Source organism: Bacillus cereus group sp. BfR-BA-01380 (genome assembly GCF_022663535.1).
Taxonomy (GTDB): Bacteria; Bacillota; Bacilli; order Bacillales; family Bacillaceae_G; genus Bacillus_A; species Bacillus_A cereus_BB.
In genome coordinates, this window is the sequence record NZ_JAKUFS010000019.1 from 1 (window position 1) to 20620 (window position 20620).

A 20620-nucleotide genomic window follows, 5' to 3' on the forward strand; every position below is an offset into this window, starting at 1 on the left:
AGATGATAGTAACTGCATTTCTTTTTCTGTAAAAATCTTTTTGCTCATTCGTTCTCCGTCTCCATGTTGTATTCTCAAGTTTTGTATTTCTTAATTATACAAAAATGTACCCTACAGAGAGAGACTTTTTTAGCGTCTACTCTATAGGGTACATTTTACTTCTATGCGCGGCCAGATGCTCTCGCCCGCCTAAAAAGAAAGAGATTTTTTAATCTGTATTTATATAGAAGAAACCGCAAGAAGGCTCAAATTATATCTTTTGAACTTCTTGCGGTTTCTTTCGTGTTATAAACTTCTATTTTGAATTTCCTGCTGAATATTTGCAAAGAATTCAGCAAATCCTACAGCTTTAGATTGTTGTTCTCCGAATTTTCGAATGTTTACTTCGTTACGCTCGGCTTCTTGATCGCCAACGACAAGTACATATGGGATTTTTTGAACTTGCGCTTCTCGCATTTTATAACCGAGTTTTTCATTGCGAAGATCAAGGTCTACGCGTACGCCAGCATCTTTCAACTTTTCTTCTATTTCTTTTGCGTATTGTTCATGTACTTCGGCAGATACAGGAATAATTTTCGCTTGTACGGGAGCTAACCATGTTGGGAATGCTCCGGCAAAATGTTCAATTAAGATCCCGAAGAATCGATCGATTGAACCAAATACAGCACGGTGAATGACAACCGGACGTTGCTTTTCATTTTTTTCATTAATGTAGCTTAAGTTAAATTTCTCCGGCATTTGGAAATCGAGCTGTACAGTTGCACATTGATGACTTCTATTTAAAGCGTCTTTAATATGGAAGTCGATTTTTGGGCCGTAAAATGCTCCGTCACCTTCATTGATTTTATAGCGGAAATTTAGTTCTTCTAGTACATTTTGCAGGGCGCCTTCCGCCTTGTTCCATAACTCGTCGTCTCCCATTGAATTTTCCGGTCTTGTAGAGAGCTCAACTTCATATTCAAAACCAAATATACGATATACATAATCGATTAAATCAATTACTTCTTTTATTTCATTTTCAATTTGTTCAGGTGTTACAAAAATATGGGCATCATCTTGACAGAATGTACGAACTCTAAGAAGTCCGTTTAGAGCACCGCTAAATTCATGGCGATGAACTTGCCCAAATTCAGCTATTCGAACCGGTAAATCACGATAAGAGTGCAGCTTATTTCTAAACATCAGCATGTGACCAGGGCAGTTCATTGGTTTTAAAGCAAATTTTCCATGATCAACTTCTGTGAAATACATATTTTCTTTATAATGATCCCAATGACCGGAGTTTTCCCATAGTTTTTGATTCATGATTAAAGGAGTGCGAACTTCTTGATAATTACGCTTTTGTTGAATCCCTCTTAGAAAAGCTTCCATTTCATTTCGGATAATTTGTCCCTTTGGTAAATAAAATGGCATTCCTGGTGCTTCTTCAGAGAACATAAATAATTCTAATTCATTGCCTAATTTACGATGATTGCGTTTTGCGGCTTCTTCTAAAAAGATAACATACTCATCTAGTTCCTTTTTAGAAGGGAAGGCAACCCCATAAATTCTTTGAAGAACTTGGTTATTGCTGTCACCGCGCCAATATGCTCCTGAAACATTTGTTAATTTAAAAGCTTTCATAAAGCCAGTAGACGGTAAATGTGGTCCGCGGCATAAGTCTAAAAATTCACCTTGTTTGTAAAGAGTTATGTTTTGATCAGCAGGGATATCTTGTAACAGCTCTAGTTTTAAATGATCACCGAGCTCTTCAAATATTTTCTTTGCTTCATCGCGGCTTACTTCGATTCGTTGAATTTCTAAATTTTCATCAATAATTTTTTGCATTTCTTGTTCAATATGAACTAACTCCTCAACTGCAATACTATTTGGAAGATCCATATCATAATAAAATCCATTTTCAATAACAGGACCAACGCCTAAGTTGATGTGACCGTGTATTCTTTTAACGGCTTGTGCTAATATATGAGCTGCTGTATGTCGTAGTACATCTAAGCCTTCTTTTGATTCTAAAGTTAAAATCTCAATTTCTGCATCTTCCTGTATACCTCTACGTAAATCAAATAGTTGCTGATTCACTTTTCCGGCAATAGCTTTCTTTTTTAACCCAGGGCTAATCGATTCTGCAATTGCTTCTAATGTAGTTCCTTTCATATACTCTTGTTTACGACCATTTGGAAAACGAATTTGAATCATTTTGTTACTCATTATTATCACTCCATTTCATAATATAAAAAAACGCACTCATCCCTAAAACAGGGACGAGTGCGTTAATACCCGTGGTTCCACCCAGATTCCCATCGCACTTCATAAAAAGTACCGATGGCTCCATTCGCTGTAACGTAGCGTCTACGGTATTGGATACTATGTTTCCCCAATACAGCTCCAAGGTGGTAAGAATATTCTCCTGCGTTTAGGAAGATCTCAGCAATTCTTCCTTCTCTGTAAAACCGTAAGAATACCTCGTGTCCTTTTCATAGCCAATTGTTATATGGAATTGAGAAAATAAAAAAACGCACTCATCCCTAAAACAGGGACGAGTGCGTTAATACCCGTGGTTCCACCCAGATTCCCATCGTACTATATTAAATAGCACCGATGGCTCCATTCACTGTAACGTAGCGTCTACGGTATTGGATACTATAATTCCCCAATACAGCTCCAAGGTGGTAAGAATATTCTCCTGCGTTTAGGAAGATCTCAGCAATTCTTCCTTCTCTGTAAAACCGTAAGAATACCTCATGTCCTTTTCATAGCCAATTGTTATATGGAATTGAGAAAATAAAAAAACGCACTCATCCCTAAAACAGGGACGAGTGCGTTAATACCCGTGGTTCCACCCAGATTCCCATCGTACTATATTAAATAGCACCGATGGCTCCATTCGCTGTAACGTAGCGTCTACGGCATTGGATACTATAATTCCCCAATACAGCTCCAAGGTGGTAAGAATATTCTCCTGCGTTTAGGAAGATCTCAGCAATTCTTCCTTCTCTGTAAAACCGTAAAGAATATCTCGTGTCCTTTTCGTTGCTTTTTCATAGCATTAGTATGTTGATTCATAATATACAGTATTTAAATTGTTTTTGCAAATGTTTTTTTGGAATGAATTGTATTTTTTATAATTAATTATATGAAAGAAGAAAACTTATTTTACAAAAAATCTCAAAAAATAAGCAGTTAGCATAAGGATTTTGGTATACTATAAATAAATATCAGAAAAAACAGATAATTATCTATGGGAAGAGAAAGGGTGAAGAGGGCATGTCAATTTTAGAAAGAATTCGAGAAAATGTCTCACAAGTGATTGTAGGGAAAGAAGAGGTTATTGATTTAGCGATGATCGCATTAGTAGCAAATGGACATGTTTTATTAGAGGATGTTCCAGGAACGGGGAAGACGTCATTAGCGAAAAGTCTTGCGAAAAGTATAGATGGAAAATTTCAGCGTGTACAGTTTACATCAGATACATTGCCGGGGGATGTAGTAGGTTTAGAGTATTTTGATATGAAAGAATCCGATTTTAAAACAAGGATGGGACCGATTTTCGCTAATATCGTGCTAGTCGATGAAATCAATCGCGCTGTTCCGCGTACACAGTCTGCTTTATTAGAAGTAATGGAGGAGCGTACGGTTACGATTGCGGGAGAAACGCATGTGTTGCCGCAGCCGTTTATTGTACTTGCTACGCAAAATCCGTTAGAGTCTGCCGGCACATTTCCGCTTCCGGATGCGCAGTTAGATCGTTTTTTATTAACGATCAGGCAAGGATATCCAAGTCGAATGCATGAAAAGGAGATGTTACGTCGTTTCCGCAAACAAGACCCACTGCGCAGCTTACAAAGTGTTGTGTCTCTTGCGGATATTCTTTCTCTGCAAGAAAAAGCGAAGCAGGTTGAAATTCACGAAGAAGTGGAAGATTACTTATTGGATATTGTGGAAAAAACACGTCAGCATGAACTCGTTGAAATTGGGGTAAGTCCGCGTGGTTCATTAGCTTTCATGAAAGCAGCACAAGCTCGGGCGCTATTAAAGGGAAGAGAATTTTGTACACCGGATGATTTTTATACGCTAGCAGAGCCAGTATGTGCGCACCGGTTAACTCTTAGTATTGAAGGAGATATGAAAACAACGAAAGCACATGTAATGAAAGAGATTTTGGAGCAAGTAGCTGTTCCAGTGGAGAATGTATGAAAGAGAAATTAATAATGAAACGTCCGTTTGTGGAAGCGTATGTTGCATGGAGTGTCGCTTTTATTACAATACTCATGTGGCTATTTGTACAAAATTTCATTCTGTTTGTAATTGCTTTTTTCTATTTGCTTATGGTTAGTTTTGCTCATTGGTATATTCGAAAAGCTTCACAAATATATTGTGAAATAACACAGCAACACGAACGTCTTTTTATCGATGAGACTGGGCACTGCCGTATACGCATTGCAAATCCAACAAAACTGCCGATTTTTGAAGTTGCTTTTCGGTTTCGCTCAGATGAACATATGAAATGGGGATGGTCAGAAGGAGAATTAGAACAATCGGTTCATTCGTATCGTATTCCTTTGCATCTGAAGAAACAGGAAACGTTAGAAATAGATTTACATGTATCAGCGCAGCAAAGAGGACTGCAAAGCTGGCAAGAAGCTGAAATCATTTTGTCTGATCCATTTCATCTCATTACAATTCACATCCCGATTCGGAAACAACAAATGCCGTGTTTTCGTATTTATCCTCGCATTGCCAAAGTAAATATTCCAGAAACAAACAGCTGGAAGCACGGATTTCGAACTGCAGCGGTTTCGCCTCTTTATGATGAAACGAAAATTATTGGCGTAAAGGAATACGAACAGGAATCATTTCGTGCTATCCATTGGGGAGCGACTGCAAAAATTGGTGTATTAAGTGCAAAAAAGTATGAATATACGCAAGGTGATCGATATGCGGTTTATTTAAATGTATTAGGTTCAACAGGTTATACATTACGTCCAGATGTAGAATATTTAATCGAAGTAACAGCGGGTGTTTGCCGGCAACTAATAGCACAAGATTGTTCATTTGAGCTATGGGTGAATAGTATGTGTGAAAACGGAATTGTCCATATAACGGCTGGTAAATACCGAAAACAATTACATAAAACATTACAATTATTGTCGTCCTTAACAGATCGCGATGTTCCGCTGTCATCTTCCTATTTTTATCAAACAGGTTTCCGCCAGCAAGAAGTTGGAGCTATTCCGATTATTATTGGGAATCCACCTGAAAAGCATGGAGGATGGTTGCAAGTGGTGAAATAAAGTAGAGATTTTATGGTTATTGATGCGGGAGGACATACGAATATGATATATAAACGAAAGCGTTTTGTATTTCAGATGCTTTTAGTTAGTATTTGTTTATTAGTTGCGATGTGTATATCAAGCGGTGCGCTTTATACGCAAACTATATTGAAAGAATTATTGAAACAAGAGCAGTCACATAATACAGATGGATGGGAGGTTCCCGAAACCTCTAAGAAGAAAGAAGAGATACCTCCTTGGGAGAAGGAAAAACGGATACAAACAAAATCGAAAAGCAAAAAAGGTGGAGGGGAGCCGATTGAACAAGTAGATAACGAAGTAGAAAAAAGAAATACAGCGCCTCTTGTTGACAGTAAATCTTTTCCTAATCAGCAATTGTTCCTCATGATTTCAGTTATCACAATCGTACTTGTTATGATTGTAGTATACAGTTTGAAGAGAAAGAGAGGGAAAAGTGAAGAAGAAATTATTAAAATGAGCAGTGAGCAGAAAAGTGAGGATGCTCCTATTCAGCAAGTTTTCTCTTTTTTACCAAAAAATAAAATTAGAGCCGCTGTTGCACAGTGGGAGCGAACATTACCACAATATGAACAACGTCGTCCATTTGAAACCATTCAGAAATGGTTATTTCGTATACAGAAAAGTAAAGATATTGTCTCGATCTACGAAGGTGTGCGTTACGGACATCGCGATGCTTCTAGTGAAGCTGTAGAGAAAGTAAAAAAATGGACAGAAGAAAACTGAAAACAAAAAACATCCTAAACTTTTTAAGTTTAGGATGTTTTTTTACGTGCAAGATCATGAGAAGTATCTACATTAGAATGATTTTTCACTCGTAATAAACTAATTACATAGCCTAATACCGCTCCAATGAGTGCTGGAACAATCCATCCTAATCCAGCATCATATAAAGGCAAGATGCCAGAGAATAAAGAATTGATTGCTTCAACTTTTAGATTCGCAGCATTTAGTCCATCAAAGAGACTTACAATAAAAGTGAATAGCAAGCTTACTTGATATACTTCTGATTTTCCTTTAAACAATCGGTGTGAAAACGTTAAGAAAATGAGCACAATCGCTAAAGGATATATCGCTGTTAATACAGGTACAGATATGGTAATCAGCTCTGTTAAACCAAGGTTTGCAATGACAGCACTGAAAATTGCTAAAATAACAGCGAATGTTTTGTATGATATTTGTGGAAATACTTTATGGAAGTATGATGAACATGCTGTAGTAAGTCCAACACTTGTCGTTAAACAAGCTACAGTGATCATCATTCCTAATAATAAATTTCCTAAAGAACCGAAGTAGTAATTTGCTACTTTTGATAAAACTTCTCCGCCATTTTCTAAGTGTCCTAATTTAGAAACACTAGAAGCGCCCATAAATGCAAGTGCAGTGTAAACAGCAATTAATACGACAGCGGCAATAAGCGATGCTTTTATACAAACATTTATAACCACTTTTTTGTCACTTACACCTTTCGCTTTAATCGCATTAATAATGATAATACCAAATACGAAAGCTGCGAGAGTGTCCATTGTTAAATAGCCTTGCTGAAAGCCTTTGAAGAAGGAATTTGTAACAAATTCTTGTGTTGGCGCTTGAATGTCACCAATTGGCTTTACAACAGCGGTAACAACTAAAATACCAATAAATGATAATTTGATCGGAGTTAAAAACTTTCCGACAACATCAACAATCTTTGTTGGGTTTAAAGAGAGTAAACAAGTAATGCCGAAAAACAGAATAGTGAAAATAACTAAAGGTAAATGACCGCTATTTTCTCCTACGAATGGTTTTACACCTATTTCAAATGATACGCTTCCTGCTCTCGGTAAAGCGAAAAGAGGGCCAATTGCTAAATACAGAATAAACGTATATATACTCGCAAACAATGGATGTACGCGACTTGCCATTGCTTGTAAGTCATCACTACCAGAAACACCGAATGCTATTACACCAAGTAGTGGTACACCAACTCCTGTAATTAAAAATCCAGCGGTAGCAACCCATACGTTACTTCCTGCTGTTTGTCCTAACATAGCAGGGAAAATTAAATTACCTGCTCCAAAGAAAAGGGCAAAGAGCATAAGCCCAATCACAAAAATATGTGATGTTTGCACATTTTTTGACACGAAAAAACCTCCAAATTGAAATATTTTGAATCTTTGTACAGTGAGTGTGATAAAAAGTCACTTTTTGTCGAATTACTACGATAATAACAAAAATAAATTATTATGCAAGACAAAAATGAATTTTTCGCAAATTTATTTTTTTCATCATTTTTATTATATAGAAAATTTAATCAATTTCGTTTTTTAAGCGCTTTCTTTCTATAGTGTATTACATGATATTTTATGAAAATTATTATTTTTGTATAACAAACGAAATAATAATTTAAATATTCAATTATTTTTAAATAATCATAAAATATTGATTTGGAAGTTTATTATGTGATATTCTATAAAAAGAACAAATGTTTGTAGGGGGGTGGTTATGGCTCAAACATCAATTGTTGAATATTGGGAGTATTATTCTAATCTTACCAATGGTTTAATGGAGCACCTAAATTCAGAAGATCTTTCTTTTCGGCCGTATGAATCTATGAAAACATTAGGAGAGGAACTTCGTCATATTGCAGATGCACGGGAAATTTATTTACGTGCGATGATGAATAAAGTGAAACTTTAATCAGTGGGGGTTTTTTTCATCCCCCACTGATTATCAGCCCTCACCAATCGGGCTTTTACGGGCAGTTTATCTCCCGCCTAACTTCTTAAGAAAGGCGGAAGCGGCTCGCTCAGAATCGCAGGACGTTGGAGCACCCGACAGAGAGGCGCTTTTTGCCTCGTCCGAGGGGGCGAAACGACCGGAGATTCTAGCCGCTAGAGCTGGACAATGCATCCGCTGAATTTTGAGGCGGGAGTATTACTGCCCGTTAATGCGGGGTAAAAAAGGACCATCATGGCGGGAAAAACGGATGGATTCAGAAATGGCTGTAAATCTCGATAAGTTGAAAGCGTATTATAGTGAATTAGATAATGGTTACAAAATGTTTATTTCAAGGCAAATAGAATTGGAAAGAGTAGTAAGTTGGAAAGAAATGAACGATCCTGATATTGAAAAATGTTTTAATTGGTTGGTTCACTTTGAATGTACACATCAAGGGATATTAAGTGTGTACTTAACTGGACTACACATTGATTATGATATTTCTAGTTAATTTAAGCGCAATGAAATGAAAAGGAGTGAAATAAAGATGAAGCATTATGTTTGTATTACATGCGGTGTACAATATCCACTTTATGATGAACCGCCTGTAGACTGTGTAATTTGTAATGAAGAACGTCAATATGTAAATCCGATGGGACAATCGTGGACAACGTTAGACAGTCTACAGCAAAGCAAAACATATAAGAATGAGATTGTAAAAGAAGAAGAAAATTTATATAGCATCACAACAAAACCGAAGTTTGCAATTGGTCAAAATGCATATTTAATTCAAACAGATAAGTGTAACGTGTTATGGGATTGTATTACTTATATTGATGAGGAGACCGTAGCGAAAATAAATGAGTTAGGAGGAATTCATGCGATTGCTTTATCGCATCCACATTATTACTCTACACAAGTAGAATGGGCAGAACGATTTGATGTCCCGATATACATTCATGAAGATGATAAAGAATGGGTAATACGTCCAAGTAATCGAATTGTATATTGGTCTGGAGAATCTATGGAAATCTCAGAGAGCGTAACATTATACCGTTTAGGTGGGCATTTTAGCGGTGGTTCGGTTTTACATTGGAAAAATGGGGATGAAGGAAGAGGAGTTCTTTTAACTGGAGATATTATTCAAGTTGTTGCTGATTCAAGATGGGTAAGCTTTATGTACAGTTATCCGAATCTCATACCATTACCAGCATGGAAAGTGAAAGAAATGGCTGAGAAAGTAAAGGAATTGAAGTTTAACCGATTGTATAATGCATTTCATGGAATTGTGAAGGAAAAAGCAAATGAAGCTGTTCAAAAATCAGCGAAAAGGTATATTGAGGCACTTGAAGGGAAATTCATACATAAATAAGATAAGTTTTACAGTGTGCGGATTTAAATCAAATTTAAAAAACAAAAGTAGAGCGCAAAATCTTACGGATTTTGCGCTTTTGTTGCATAAACCGTTATTTCTTTTTCGGTCTTCGGACTAATTCACCACCACAATTTGGACAGACGTGATTTGTGTTTTCTGTACAAGGTGAGCAAAAGGTACATTCATATACACATATGTATGCTTCTGAATCTCCTTGAAGGGCAGTATTACAAGTTTGACAATTTGCTTTCATTTCTAGTGACATGGGGCTTCCTCCTTACATAGCGAAATAAATTTTATAAGTATATGATAATATAGGATGGAATTAGTTGCCTTTCTGTTAATAATGTATTCTAAGATTTTTCTTTGTGTTTAAAACGAATTTATGAGAGGAATATTACAAATGAAAGTGGATGTAATTGACGCACAAATTTTACAATGTTTAACTCGGAATTCTCGTCTTTCTATTCGTGAACTATCTAAAAAAGTTAATTTGTCTGCGCCTTCCGTGGCTGAAAGAGTGCGGAAGTTAGAGGATGAGGGGATTATTGAAGGTTATACAACAAAAATTAATTATGATAAGTTAGGTTTTAACATTCATGCTGTATTAGAAGTGAAAACAAACAGTGGACAGTGTGAAAGGTTTAGAGCATACATGAAAGCTTATCCGAGAGCTGTTTTTTGTTATCGCGTAGCAGGGCCTGCTAGTTATATAGTGAAAATTTCTGTCCGAAGTTTTCAAGAAGTAGAAGCGTTTATTGATGATGTTTCAAAATTTGCTGAAACAGTTACACATGTTGTTTTTTCAGAAGTAGGAATAGGCAATAATGTGATAGATTATTATAGTCCAGATGAGATGTAACGAATAAAGTGAAACTTTAATCAGTGGGGGTTTTCTTCATTCCCCACTGATTATTAGTTGAACCAATCGGGCTTTTACGGGCAGTTTATATCCCGCCTAACTTCTTAAGGAAAGCGGAAGCGGCTCGTTCAGAATCGCAGGACGTTGGAGCCCCTGACAGAGAGGCGCTTTTTGCCTCGTCCGAGGGGGCGAAACGGCCGGAGATTCTAGCCGCTAGAGCTGGACAATGCTTTCGCTGAATTTTGAGGTGGGAGTATTACTGCCCGTTAATGCGGGATAAAATAAGCTATGAAAAAACAAGGATGGTATTTACACCACCCTTGTTTTCTTTATTTATCATTGATATATGGAATTGTATGTTTATTATGTGAAGATGTCTTTCCTTTATCAATTGTAACGATAAGGACGCTGACTACAATGAGCACAGCCCCAATGAAAAATGTAGCTTTTAGCTCTTCGTGCAGTAATAACCACCCAAGAAATGATCCAACAAGGGGTTGAAAAAAGAAAAAGAGCGAGCCAATTCCTGCATCCATTAATTCCAAACCTTTGTTCCAAAGAAAAAATGCACCAGCAGTTGAGATGATACCAAGGTAGATAATTCCTAAGATCAACAATGTATTAAGGCTCTGTATGCGATATGTTTGTAATTCCCATATCATACAAGGCGTAATAAACAAAATCGCAAACAATATAGCGTACGTAGTAATGATTAAGGACGAAAAACGCTGCGAGGCGATTTTGACGTATATCGATAATAATGCCCACGTAATAGCGGCCCCCACTAAGATAATTGTTCCGGTGAAATACGTTCCAATTTTTATATTCCAGCCGATAACAATAGAAACACCTAAAGTTGCTAGGAGTACGGAAATGAATTTACGAATGGTAATACGTTCTTTTACTATCATTCTTGCAAAAATAATCATAAAGGCTGGTGTTGCGGATGTTACTAAAGAACCTGTATGGGCATCAGAGAATTTTGTCCCAATGAACTGAAATGTAATGGAAACAAAATAACCGATAAAACCGATCCAAGCAAATAATAACCAATCCTTTTTCTCGATGGGAATCTTTGTTTTCTGTTTTCGCTGCGTGATTTGTAAAATGATAAATAAAATCGCAAAAGCGATAACGAAACGTAACCAAACAAGCGTCAGCGGTGGAATAAACTCTAGTACGTATTTACTGACAACGTACATGCCTCCCCAAATGCTTGCAGCAAGCGATAAACAAAATGCACCGAGTAATGAATATTTCATATCATATAACCTCCGTCTATTTTTAGGAATAGGTATCCTTAAGACGAAGCAATTTTTATTATGCCCGTCTTAGAGACGGATTGCTGGTTGATCATTTTCGAATAAGTTGTTGTAATACATCACAATTCTCCTTTCTATTTTGAATAAGTTTCTTTTATTTGATGAATTGATAAATTTAAGCGATAGTTGCCAAAGTTTAAAATTTCATTTAATAAAGTATGTAAATTTTCTTGGGAGTCTATTTGTACTTTTAAGAAATAACATCCTTCACCACTTATTTTATGAGCTTCTACAATGGAATCTTTATTTGTGATGAATGATGTGAATTTTGCGTGCTCATTTGTTTTCATAAAAACAGTAATAAAAGCGGTATACTGCATGCCTAATTTCAAATGATCTACTAAAATGGTATACGCTTTTATTAGTCCTTCATCTTCCATTTTTCGAATGCGATTTCCAACGGATTGTCCTGTCATATGAACGCTTTTCCCAATATCTTTCCACTGCATTCGTGAATTTTTCTTTAGTAAATCAAGAATTTGCAAATCTGTTGAATCAATCATGGTTCAAACCCTTTCATGGTGAAATCAGATGACATCAAAGTCTTTCATGGGAGTATTATAGCTAACTCGATAAAGCTCTATAATTAGATTATAACTTAATTTTCAAAATATTGGAGGACTAAAAATGAAAACAGGACTTGTATTAATTGATATTCAAAATGATTACTTTCCAGCTGGCAGATGTGAATTACATGAACCATTAAAAGCGGTAGAAAATGCAAAAAAAGTGTTAGATTTCTTTAGAAAAACGAATTTACCTATATTTCATGTGCAACATATTTCAGTGAAAGAAGGGGCTACTTTTTTTCTTCCGAATACAGAAGGTGTAAAAATTCATCCTCATGTAGCGCCTTTTAAAAATGAATATGTTGTACAAAAAAATTATCCAAATAGTTTTCGGAAAACCAATTTATTAGAGTTACTTCAGCGAGAAGAGATTGAACACTTGGTGATATGCGGAATGATGACGCATATGTGTATTGATACAACAGTTAGAGCTGCTAGTGATTTAGCGTTTGGATGCACGGTAATTGAAGATGCTTGTGCGACAAAAGATCTTGTATTTAACAATGAAACGATTCAGGCTAAACATGTTCATGTGGCATTCATGAGTGCTTTAGATAATATGTTTGCAAAAGTAATAAAGACAACAGAATTTTTATCAACTGAAATGTAATAAGAAAAAGAAGCCATTCTATTGATCTATACACAGTAGAATGGCTTCTTTTTGTGGCACGAGATAAAATATATTCTAATATCTTTATAAAATGTTATTTTCAACCGTAACGTTTGACTGTACAGTTTATGTATTGTATGATGTTTGTAACATATATGGGGAGGGAAGGTCGTTGGGAAGGTGTACCGAATCGGACAGTTGGCTCACATGGCTCATGTTTCGAAACGAACAATTGATTATTATACGAATCTAGGTATTTTGAAAGCGGAGCGATCTCAATCTAATTATCGCTACTACGACGAAACAGCAATTGAAACATTACGTTTTATTGAGAGATGTAAAGAAATGCATATACCGCTTTCTGAAATTAAGGATAGGATCGAGGAGAAAAAAAAGCTGCTCGGTGTAAATGAAAACGTTTCGGAACAAGTAAATGATGTAACAGAGCGTATCCACCGTTTGGAGACGGAATTAGTAGAATTAAAACCGTTATTAGATGGGTTAACAGATTCACAGCGCGAAAAACTAACGAAACATTTATCAACTCAAACGACAGCTTTAATACAATCTCTTATCTTACTATTATAGTAGATAAAGCTATCCACCCTTTTAATTTCTGTATAGCGCTTTATTTTCTAAATTTAGAGAGTAAAAGAAAGCAATTATTCATACAGGAGGTGGACACCTTAGTTTTCGAACTAAGGGGGATTCTTTGGAAATATTTAATTTAGTTATGATTGCGATTTTAATCGCATTTACTGGATTTTTCGTGGCAGCAGAGTTTGCTATGGTTAAGGTGCGTTCAAGCCGTATCGACCAACTTGTTGCAGAGGGAAAACGAGGAGCATTAGCAGCCAAAAAGGTAACAGCAAATTTAGATGAATATTTATCGGCGTGTCAGTTAGGAATTACTATCACAGCTCTTGCGCTCGGATCGCTGGGAGAGCCTACGGTTCATCGTTTATTACAGCCGTTATTTCAAGATCTGCATTTTCCAGAAACAGCAGCGAATTCAATATCATATATTCTTGCATTTGCAACGGTTACCTTTTTACATGTTGTTGTTGGTGAGTTAGCACCGAAAACAGTAGCAATTCAAAAAGCAGATACAATTACAATGTTGTCTGCAGCACCGCTTATTATGTTCTACAAAATCATGTTCCCGTTTATTTGGATGTTAAATAAATCAGCGCGTCTTGTAACTGGCTTATTCGGATTAAAGCCAGCTTCTGAACATGAAGTAGCGCATTCGGAAGAAGAATTACGTTTAATTCTTTCAGAGAGCTATGAAAATGGGGAAATTAATCAGGCGGAGTATAAATATGTAAACAATATTTTTGAGTTTGATAATCGTATTGCAAAAGAGATTATGGTGCCACGTACAGAAATCGTTGGTTTCTATCTTGAAGATTCAGTAGAAGATCATATGAAAGTTATCCGAAGTGAAAAGTATACACGTTACCCAATCTTTGGAGAAGATAAAGATGATATTATCGGTATGGTGAACGTAAAAGATTTCTTTATTCGTTATATGAAAAATGATAAAGAAGACCTACAATCTATCAAAACATTTATGCGTCCTATTATTGAAGTAATGGAGACAATTCCAATCCATGATTTGCTTTTGCAAATGCAAAAGAAGAGGATTCCAATGGCTGTATTATATGATGAATATGGCGGGACAGCGGGAATTGTGACGCTTGAAGATATATTAGAAGAAATTGTTGGTGAAATTCGTGATGAATATGATGAAGATGAGCATCCTCCCATTCATCATGTTGATGAGCATCATAAAATTGTTGACGGCAAAGTATTGATTAGTGAGATTCAAGATTTATTTGGATTACACATTGATGAAGTAGAAGTTGATACAATTGGCGGTTGGGTGATGACACAAAATCACGAAATTCAAGAAGGACAATTTGTTGAAACAGAAGGATATAAATTTAAAGTTTTAGAAAAAGATGCACATCAAATTAAGCGTATCGAAATCCGTAAAATAGATTTACAAGAAGAAGCAGCAACGGTATAGTTGCTGCTTCTTTAGGTTTTTATGTAAAAATAGAAAAGAACAGTCGTTTCAAAGCAGTTAATGAATATGAATTTTCAATGGAGTTCTCTTTAAAAGAGGTTTTAAATACAAATATTCGTAAATTAGATATAACGAACATAAAAGATAGAAATTTCATATATGAATTTGTATCCAAAAGGGTTCCTGTTTCTCAAATATTTAGTACAGAAAATACACAAGGCATATTCATGTTTTACTGTCTATATGTTTTTTCTCATGATATTTACTATCTTGAACATGAAGATGTAATTGTAATCTTTAAAAAAGAACAAGAACAAATTCATATCTTTGATATTGTTAGTAAAAGGGAAATTGAAATTCAACACATTTTAACAAAAATTGCTGATCATTCTACGAAAAAAATAGTATTTCATTACACCCCGGACTATGAAAATATTCAAACAGAAAGTCATGTTTTTAATGGAAGTGAAGTATTATTTGTAAAATCCGCTAGTGATGAGGACTTTCCTTTACATATTAAGCATCCAATCACGTCTCAAGCATAGATTTGTAACTATGCTTTACAACTCAGGAGCAATTCAAGTATCGTCCACCTATTAAGCTAATATTTTGGGGATACCCCAAAATGTTAACTTGATAGGCATAGGATACCGCCAATAAAACGTGGAAAACATACGCTAAGTAAATTTCGACAAAAAAACCGATTTTCTATACGCTGAGGAAAATCGGCTTTTTTGTTAGTTTGGAATAAAGTTTGTTCAGAAATGTTTTGCAAATCCTTATTTGGTAATAGCCAAAAAGAAGCCATTTTTAAAATAGATTATTTCCCTACTAATTGGTATATCAAGTTTATAAAAAGGTTTGATTATTTTTTCTTTTTTAACTCATGCTTCCATAAGTTAAAGAAGAATTAACTCAATAGCTTGTTAAAAATACTTTCCCTTTCGTTTTTTTAAAAGAATCGACTACATCAATAGCTTTTATTACATCTATCAAGTCATACTGGGAATTTACCATCATTAGACGTAATTTTTTATCATCTATTAAACTGATTAAGTGCTGAAAAGTTTCTTGCCATTTATCTACTGAGATATTTTTATTCCAATTCCGCAAATGAAACATATTAGCATTTACTCTTGCTTTATTTACAATATCTGCCCAATTTACTTGTATCCCTAATAGAAGACCTATGGTTAAAAAATTACCATTAGGGTGTAAACAAAAAGCCAATTCGTTTCCATCTGAGCCTCCAATGGAATCAATAGCAGCATCTGCACCCATTCCATTTGTTAATTCCATCACTGATTCATACAGTGAAACAGTAGAAGTATCTATTACATAAGAAGCACCAAGACGAAGTAACTCTTCTGTATATTTATTATTTCTTGTAACTGCAATTAATCGAAAATCTAAAATCTGCGATAATTGAGCAAAAAGATGCCCAATGGAGGAACCACAAGCGTTAACCAATAAAACATCATTAGGTTTTAATTTTAGAATTTCCGTACAAGTCACCCATGCTGTAACTGGATTGATATACATTTGTGCCGCCGTAAAATCATTAATTGAATCAGGTATAGGAATCGCAAAGTCTGCTGATGTCTTAACAAACTCTTGCCAAGTACCTTCCCCGCGTAAAGGTAAAACACGTTTGCCAATGAGGTCTTTGGAAACTAAAGGACCTACATCTTCTACAATGCCAACTCCTTCATAACCAGGTATATTGGGTAAAGAAATCCTATGTGCGTATGCCCCCCTTATTGGAATTAAGTCAGATGGATTTATAGGCCTTGCTAACATTCGAACGATAACTTCTTTGTTTTTGGGCGGTTCTATACTTTTATATTCAACTTTTAACACATTTTTAGGACTACCGAACTCATAAAATTTAATGCATTTTCCAAGCAAAACAATCCCCCCTTAGTATAATCAGATTGATTATATCATCTTCAATTAAACTGCCTCTTTAGTTTAAACAAAGAACCTCTAAAACAGAAGCTAAACAAGATTGAAAACATCGTAACATTTTTTAAAACGTCGTGACTTTGTTTCAAAGCTACAATAAAAATCTATTTGTACGCTCAAATTCTTCATTCTATCATTATATATTTAACATATTTCCAAAAGAATTCCCCTTCCTCAAGGAATGAGAAGGGTGAAGCCCAATGAGTAGGGAGGGGATGAATTTTGGTTGGCGTAAGCCAAAGGATTGAAAAAGGAATTTCCTCTAATCAGATAGAATGTATGTAAAGAATGATTTGGATCTCAAAGTTATTGTTTGCTGGCTGTGGGCAGTGCACCATTAGAAATGCTAAAACAATACATCGAAACACAAGGACAAAACGAATGGGAGGTGATGACAATGTTGTTGAATCAAAAATATGAAATCTTTCCAACAGAAGCGCAAAAAGAAGTGTTAGGCTGTTGGTTACAATATTGTCGTCAAACCTATAATTCTGCCTTGCTAGACAAAGAACGAAAATATAAGCAAAACAAAGAAAACACCATAAACCGTAGTCGTAAAGGATGTTGAACCTTATACCATAGTTGGTGGAAATCCTGCCAGGGAAATACGAAAGCGTTTCTCTACAGAGGTTATTCAAGAACTATTGGACATACAATGGTGGGATTTCGATATTGAACTCATCGGCCAGTATATTGGCGCAATCGTAAGCGGGGATTTGGATACGGTGAGAAAAATGAAACAGCAGCTATGATGCTTTAAGGGGAGGTAAATGATATGAGAATCACGATACAGGAATATGTGGTCAATGGAACAGATTCAGGACCATATGGAATAACCGCTGGAAAAGACGGGGCATTGTGGTTTACGGAACAGAAGGGGAATCGAATCGGACGAATAAATGCTAAAGGTGAAATAAATTCTTTTCCCATTCCGACACCGAATGCAGGGGTTATGTCAATCATTTCGGACCGGACTGGCGACTTATGGTTCACAGAATATAACGCAAGTAAGATCGGGAAAATGTCGATGAACGGTCTTTTTGAAGAATATGAGCTCCCTACGGCGAATGCTGCACCTTTTGGCATAACGGAAGGCCCTGATGGAGCAATATGGTTTACAGAAATGAATAGCGGCAGGATCGGTAGAATAACAAATTCAGGGGAAATCACTGAGTTTGAATTACCTAATACCAAATCATTTCCCTCTTTTATTACTTTGGGATCAGACGGGGCATTATGGTTTACACAGAATCAGAACAATACAATTGGGAAAATAGCCATCAAAGGTGAGGTGACGGAATATCCGCTCCCAACACCTAACTCCGGACCGGTTGGGATTGCGAGCGGACCCGACGGAGCATTATGGTTTGTGCAAATCATGGGTAATAAAATCGGTAGAATTACGCCCTCAGGCGAGGTCAGCGAATTTGTTATACCGACGCCGAACGCTCGCCCCCATGCCATCATATCCGGGAAGAACGGGGACCTTTGGTTCACGGAATGGGGCGGTAACCAGATCAGCCGAATTACAATTGAAGGAGTTATTACAGAATATGCGATACCTACAAAGAATGCAGAGCCACATGGTATCGCGATTTGTCCGGATGGCGATATTTGGTTTGCTGAGGAGTGTAATCAAATTGGACGTCTGACAATCATTACGTAATAGTTCGAAAAAAGGTATATCGGCAAATATTTACGTGTTTGTCCTGTTTTAAAGCTAAGCTGATACTACTTTGAGAGTAAAGAAATAACATTAAATTCCTTCTATATTGTGGGTACTATCTCGAGAAGGTGCTAAACAAAGTTTTAGTTCATATTCTTATATTTCCTCAGAACAAAACGAACGATAAAGATTGATAATTTATAATAAGGTTTGATTAAAAATTCTGTATTGGTATGCAGATTTTTGGTTCCGCAAACGGGTCATTTCATGAAATAAGGCTTTTTAATAAAATTGAATATTTATGATGAAATTGGTGTAGAGTTTGGAGAAGTTTAGATTAAAAGGATTATTCGTAGTGATTGCAGAAATTAATAAAAATACCAAAATATTTAGGGGGGAATTTAATGATTAATAAAGTCGGTCAAATTATGTTGTATGTAAATAATCAAGATGAGGCAGTGAATTTTTGGACTGAAAAAGTAGGGTTTCGTGTAATTGCCGAAGAGGATAACGGTCAAGGAATGAGATGGATTGAAATCGCTCCAACAAATGATGCAGAAACAAGTATTATACTCCACGATAAGGAAGTAATCTCCAAAATGGAACCTAAATTAAACCTTGGTACACCTTCTTTAATGTTTTTCTCAAAAAATCTCGATAAATTATATAACGACTTATCAAATAAAAATGTTACAGTTGGAGAAATCGTAAATATGCCTTCTGGTAGAGTATTTAACTTTGCAGATAGTGAAGAAAATTACTTTGCAGTCATGGAAAAGAGTAAATAACTACCACTTTTTATTGAACGAAAAGGTGCAATTATGGAGCAATACAAGTAGAGAATGATCAATCTTTTTCCAAAAGTAATACTTAAACATTTCTAATTCATTGGAAATATATACATTCACATCAAAAACGCTATTCTTTCTGTATATTTTTACAAAAAGAATAGCGTTTTTTGTTGCTTAGAAGTTAAAGTCTCAAATCCCTACGTTTTTGAGATTACATGCTTCGTTTAGGGAGAGCGTTAGGGAAATGTACTTAGCGCTGTAAATCCGCATTTCCTGACATTCCCCCGTTTAGAGTAGTAAAATCAACGCTTTTCGATGTTAAAAATTGCTTAACGCATATTTTCGTTAACATGTGGACGATACGCCTATAAATTGTTTGTCGGAAAGGTTTTGTTCTTAAAAGAAAGAATGAAATGATTTTATTGTTTATGGTAAATACTCCTAATTATTTAAAAATATGATAAAATGAAAATTACGTCTTTTAAAATGAAAGGGGGATGGGATATGAATAAACAGCAAATTATTGATGCATACGATATATTAGCTAGACATTACGAACATAGTGTCGATTATGAGAGTCCGTATAATACAGAGTATGAACGGCCGGCTATGATGAGTCAGTTGCCTAGTAGTATGAAAGGAATACATGTACTCGATGCTGGGTGTGCAGCAGGATGGTATACAGAACAGTTTCTAAATAGGGGAGCAAATGTAACCGCGATTGATGTTAGTAGCGAGATGGTTGCGGCTACAAAAAGAAGAATAGGGGAGAAAGCAGAGGTTTTTCAACTAGACTTTGAAAATACTTTACCTTTTGCAGACAGTACATATGATTGCATTGTTAGTTCATTAGCTCTTCACTATATTGCAGATTGGAAACGAACATTTGCTGAATTTGTGAGGCTATTAAAGCCAAGCGGAACATTTTTGTTCTCCGTTCATCATCCAGCAATGGATATTCATTTGTCAGAGAATAAAGAATACTTTAAGCGTGAATTTCTTCACGATCGATGGAAGAAAAGCGGTAAATATGTTGATATGTATTTTTACCGACGGCCACTGCAAGACATTATCAATGATACACTCCATCACTTCGAAATTGAAAAAATGATTGAACCGATCCCTACAGAAGAATTTAGAAGAAATTACCCATCATCTTATGAAAAGCTCTTAAAACAACCAAGCTTTTTAATTATAAAAGCAAAGAAAAAGAGATTCTAAGAATGCAAGAAATTAGCAACATCTATCGCTGTGTAAGTTTTAGCGAAGTTAAATCCTATATAAATACAAATTAAAAAATTGACATAAAATACTTTTTTTTTAGGTGGGCGAGAGCATCTGGCTATGCATAGAAGCGGTCAGGGCCTTTTTCTGCCACATGCAATGTTGAAAACAAAAGGAGAAAACGAGCGCAGGTCA

At 35.8% G+C, this 20620-nt stretch carries 21 protein-coding genes, 1 pseudogene and 3 other annotated features; of the genes and pseudogenes, 16 read left to right on the forward strand and 6 right to left on the reverse strand.

From position 1 onward, the window contains the following. Positions 1 to 285: 285 nt before the first annotated feature. A complete protein-coding gene (thrS, locus tag MR076_RS16895; protein ID WP_242222407.1) occupies positions 286 to 2208 on the reverse strand; it encodes a threonine--tRNA ligase in 1923 nt (640 codons plus the stop codon). 46 nt (positions 2209 to 2254) lie between these two features. After that, positions 2255 to 2487, reverse strand: a binding site (T-box leader). 42 nt (positions 2488 to 2529) lie between these two features. After that, positions 2530 to 2763: a binding site (T-box leader), on the reverse strand. A 42-nt stretch (positions 2764 to 2805) separates the two neighbouring features. Continuing rightward, positions 2806 to 3040 (reverse strand) — a binding site (T-box leader). Positions 3041 to 3264: 224 nt separating this feature from the next. Here thrS and MR076_RS16900 point away from each other — a divergent pair. The 3 genes from MR076_RS16900 to MR076_RS16910 are packed head-to-tail and all read left to right on the forward strand — an operon-like array spanning position 3265 to position 6035. Beyond that, positions 3265 to 4194, forward strand: coding sequence for an AAA family ATPase (locus MR076_RS16900; RefSeq protein WP_242222408.1), 930 nt, complete (start codon positions 3265 to 3267; stop codon positions 4192 to 4194). Further along, positions 4191 to 5291: a DUF58 domain-containing protein gene (locus tag MR076_RS16905; RefSeq protein WP_242222409.1), complete on the forward strand. Its 1101-nt coding sequence runs from the start codon at positions 4191 to 4193 to the stop codon at positions 5289 to 5291. Before MR076_RS16900 ends, MR076_RS16905 begins: the two co-directional genes overlap by 4 nt. Before the next feature lie 42 nt (positions 5292 to 5333). Continuing rightward, the gene (locus MR076_RS16910) at positions 5334 to 6035 is read left to right on the forward strand and encodes a hypothetical protein (protein WP_242222410.1); all 702 of its coding nucleotides are present in this window, start codon (positions 5334 to 5336) and stop codon (positions 6033 to 6035) included. Positions 6036 to 6064: 29 nt separating this feature from the next. Here the strand turns inward: MR076_RS16910 and brnQ are convergent, their stop codons facing one another. Then, on the reverse strand, positions 6065 to 7432 hold the full coding sequence (gene brnQ / locus MR076_RS16915; protein ID WP_313897344.1) for a branched-chain amino acid transport system II carrier protein: 1368 nt from the start codon (positions 7430 to 7432) through the stop codon (positions 6065 to 6067). A gap of 361 nt (positions 7433 to 7793) precedes the next feature. Here brnQ and MR076_RS16920 point away from each other — a divergent pair, with 361 nt between their 5' ends. The 3 genes from MR076_RS16920 to MR076_RS16930 all read left to right on the forward strand — a co-directional run bounded on the left by MR076_RS16920 (position 7794) and on the right by MR076_RS16930 (position 9381). Next, the gene (locus MR076_RS16920; protein WP_242222411.1) at positions 7794 to 7988 is read left to right on the forward strand and encodes a DinB family protein; all 195 of its coding nucleotides are present in this window, start codon (positions 7794 to 7796) and stop codon (positions 7986 to 7988) included. Positions 7989 to 8277: 289 nt separating this feature from the next. Continuing rightward, entirely contained in the window at positions 8278 to 8520 is a 243-nt protein-coding gene (locus MR076_RS16925; protein WP_242222412.1) for a hypothetical protein, read from the forward strand. A gap of 36 nt (positions 8521 to 8556) precedes the next feature. After that, on the forward strand, positions 8557 to 9381 hold the full coding sequence (locus tag MR076_RS16930) for an MBL fold metallo-hydrolase (RefSeq protein ID WP_242222413.1): 825 nt from the start codon (positions 8557 to 8559) through the stop codon (positions 9379 to 9381). A 94-nt stretch (positions 9382 to 9475) separates the two neighbouring features. On the opposite strand, the gene MR076_RS16935 is transcribed toward MR076_RS16930, so the two are convergent. After that, complete coding sequence (locus MR076_RS16935; RefSeq protein WP_242222414.1) at positions 9476 to 9649, reverse strand: DUF1272 domain-containing protein; 174 nt, start codon at positions 9647 to 9649, stop codon at positions 9476 to 9478. Between the two features lie 138 nt (positions 9650 to 9787). On the opposite strand from MR076_RS16935, the gene MR076_RS16940 reads away from it, so the two are divergent. Beyond that, positions 9788 to 10246, forward strand: coding sequence for an Lrp/AsnC family transcriptional regulator (locus tag MR076_RS16940; RefSeq protein ID WP_242222415.1), 459 nt, complete (start codon positions 9788 to 9790; stop codon positions 10244 to 10246). 329 nt (positions 10247 to 10575) lie between these two features. On the opposite strand, the gene MR076_RS16945 is transcribed toward MR076_RS16940, so the two are convergent. Then, on the reverse strand, positions 10576 to 11508 hold the full coding sequence (locus tag MR076_RS16945; protein ID WP_242222419.1) for a DMT family transporter: 933 nt from the start codon (positions 11506 to 11508) through the stop codon (positions 10576 to 10578). 134 nt (positions 11509 to 11642) lie between these two features. Continuing rightward, complete coding sequence (locus tag MR076_RS16950; RefSeq protein WP_242222421.1) at positions 11643 to 12071, reverse strand: Lrp/AsnC family transcriptional regulator; 429 nt, start codon at positions 12069 to 12071, stop codon at positions 11643 to 11645. 124 nt (positions 12072 to 12195) lie between these two features. On the opposite strand from MR076_RS16950, the gene MR076_RS16955 reads away from it, so the two are divergent. From MR076_RS16955 to MR076_RS16970, 4 genes are all read left to right on the forward strand, one after another. Further along, on the forward strand, positions 12196 to 12747 hold the full coding sequence (locus MR076_RS16955; protein WP_242222423.1) for a cysteine hydrolase family protein: 552 nt from the start codon (positions 12196 to 12198) through the stop codon (positions 12745 to 12747). A gap of 180 nt (positions 12748 to 12927) precedes the next feature. Next, the gene (locus MR076_RS16960) at positions 12928 to 13335 is read left to right on the forward strand and encodes a MerR family transcriptional regulator (RefSeq protein WP_242222425.1); all 408 of its coding nucleotides are present in this window, start codon (positions 12928 to 12930) and stop codon (positions 13333 to 13335) included. A gap of 124 nt (positions 13336 to 13459) precedes the next feature. Beyond that, entirely contained in the window at positions 13460 to 14779 is a 1320-nt protein-coding gene (locus MR076_RS16965) for a hemolysin family protein (protein ID WP_242222427.1), read from the forward strand. Positions 14780 to 15006: 227 nt separating this feature from the next. Next, positions 15007 to 15324 carry a hypothetical protein gene (locus MR076_RS16970; protein WP_242222429.1) on the forward strand — a complete coding sequence of 106 codons (318 nt, stop codon included), beginning with the start codon at positions 15007 to 15009 and terminating at the stop codon, positions 15322 to 15324. Positions 15325 to 15694: 370 nt separating this feature from the next. On the opposite strand, the gene MR076_RS16975 is transcribed toward MR076_RS16970, so the two are convergent. Further along, positions 15695 to 16687, reverse strand: a complete 993-nt coding sequence (locus MR076_RS16975; protein WP_242222431.1) for a zinc-dependent alcohol dehydrogenase family protein — start codon at positions 16685 to 16687, stop codon at positions 15695 to 15697. Positions 16688 to 17141: 454 nt separating this feature from the next. On the opposite strand from MR076_RS16975, the gene MR076_RS16980 reads away from it, so the two are divergent. The 5 genes and pseudogenes from MR076_RS16980 (at position 17142) to MR076_RS17000 (ending at position 20422) form a co-directional block, all read left to right on the forward strand. Next, complete coding sequence (locus MR076_RS16980; RefSeq protein ID WP_242222433.1) at positions 17142 to 17312, forward strand: helix-turn-helix domain-containing protein; 171 nt, start codon at positions 17142 to 17144, stop codon at positions 17310 to 17312. Beyond that, positions 17293 to 17496: pseudogene (locus MR076_RS16985) on the forward strand (acetyltransferase); the annotation flags it as partial. The gene MR076_RS16980 and the pseudogene MR076_RS16985, both read left to right, overlap by 20 nt. A 23-nt stretch (positions 17497 to 17519) precedes the next feature. Beyond that, positions 17520 to 18410 carry a Vgb family protein gene (locus tag MR076_RS16990; RefSeq protein WP_242222435.1) on the forward strand — a complete coding sequence of 297 codons (891 nt, stop codon included), beginning with the start codon at positions 17520 to 17522 and terminating at the stop codon, positions 18408 to 18410. Positions 18411 to 18814: 404 nt separating this feature from the next. Continuing rightward, positions 18815 to 19198, forward strand: a complete 384-nt coding sequence (locus MR076_RS16995; RefSeq protein ID WP_242222437.1) for a VOC family protein — start codon at positions 18815 to 18817, stop codon at positions 19196 to 19198. Between the two features lie 507 nt (positions 19199 to 19705). Beyond that, the gene (locus MR076_RS17000; protein ID WP_242222439.1) at positions 19706 to 20422 is read left to right on the forward strand and encodes a class I SAM-dependent methyltransferase; all 717 of its coding nucleotides are present in this window, start codon (positions 19706 to 19708) and stop codon (positions 20420 to 20422) included. The last annotated feature ends 198 nt before the right edge of the window (positions 20423 to 20620 follow it).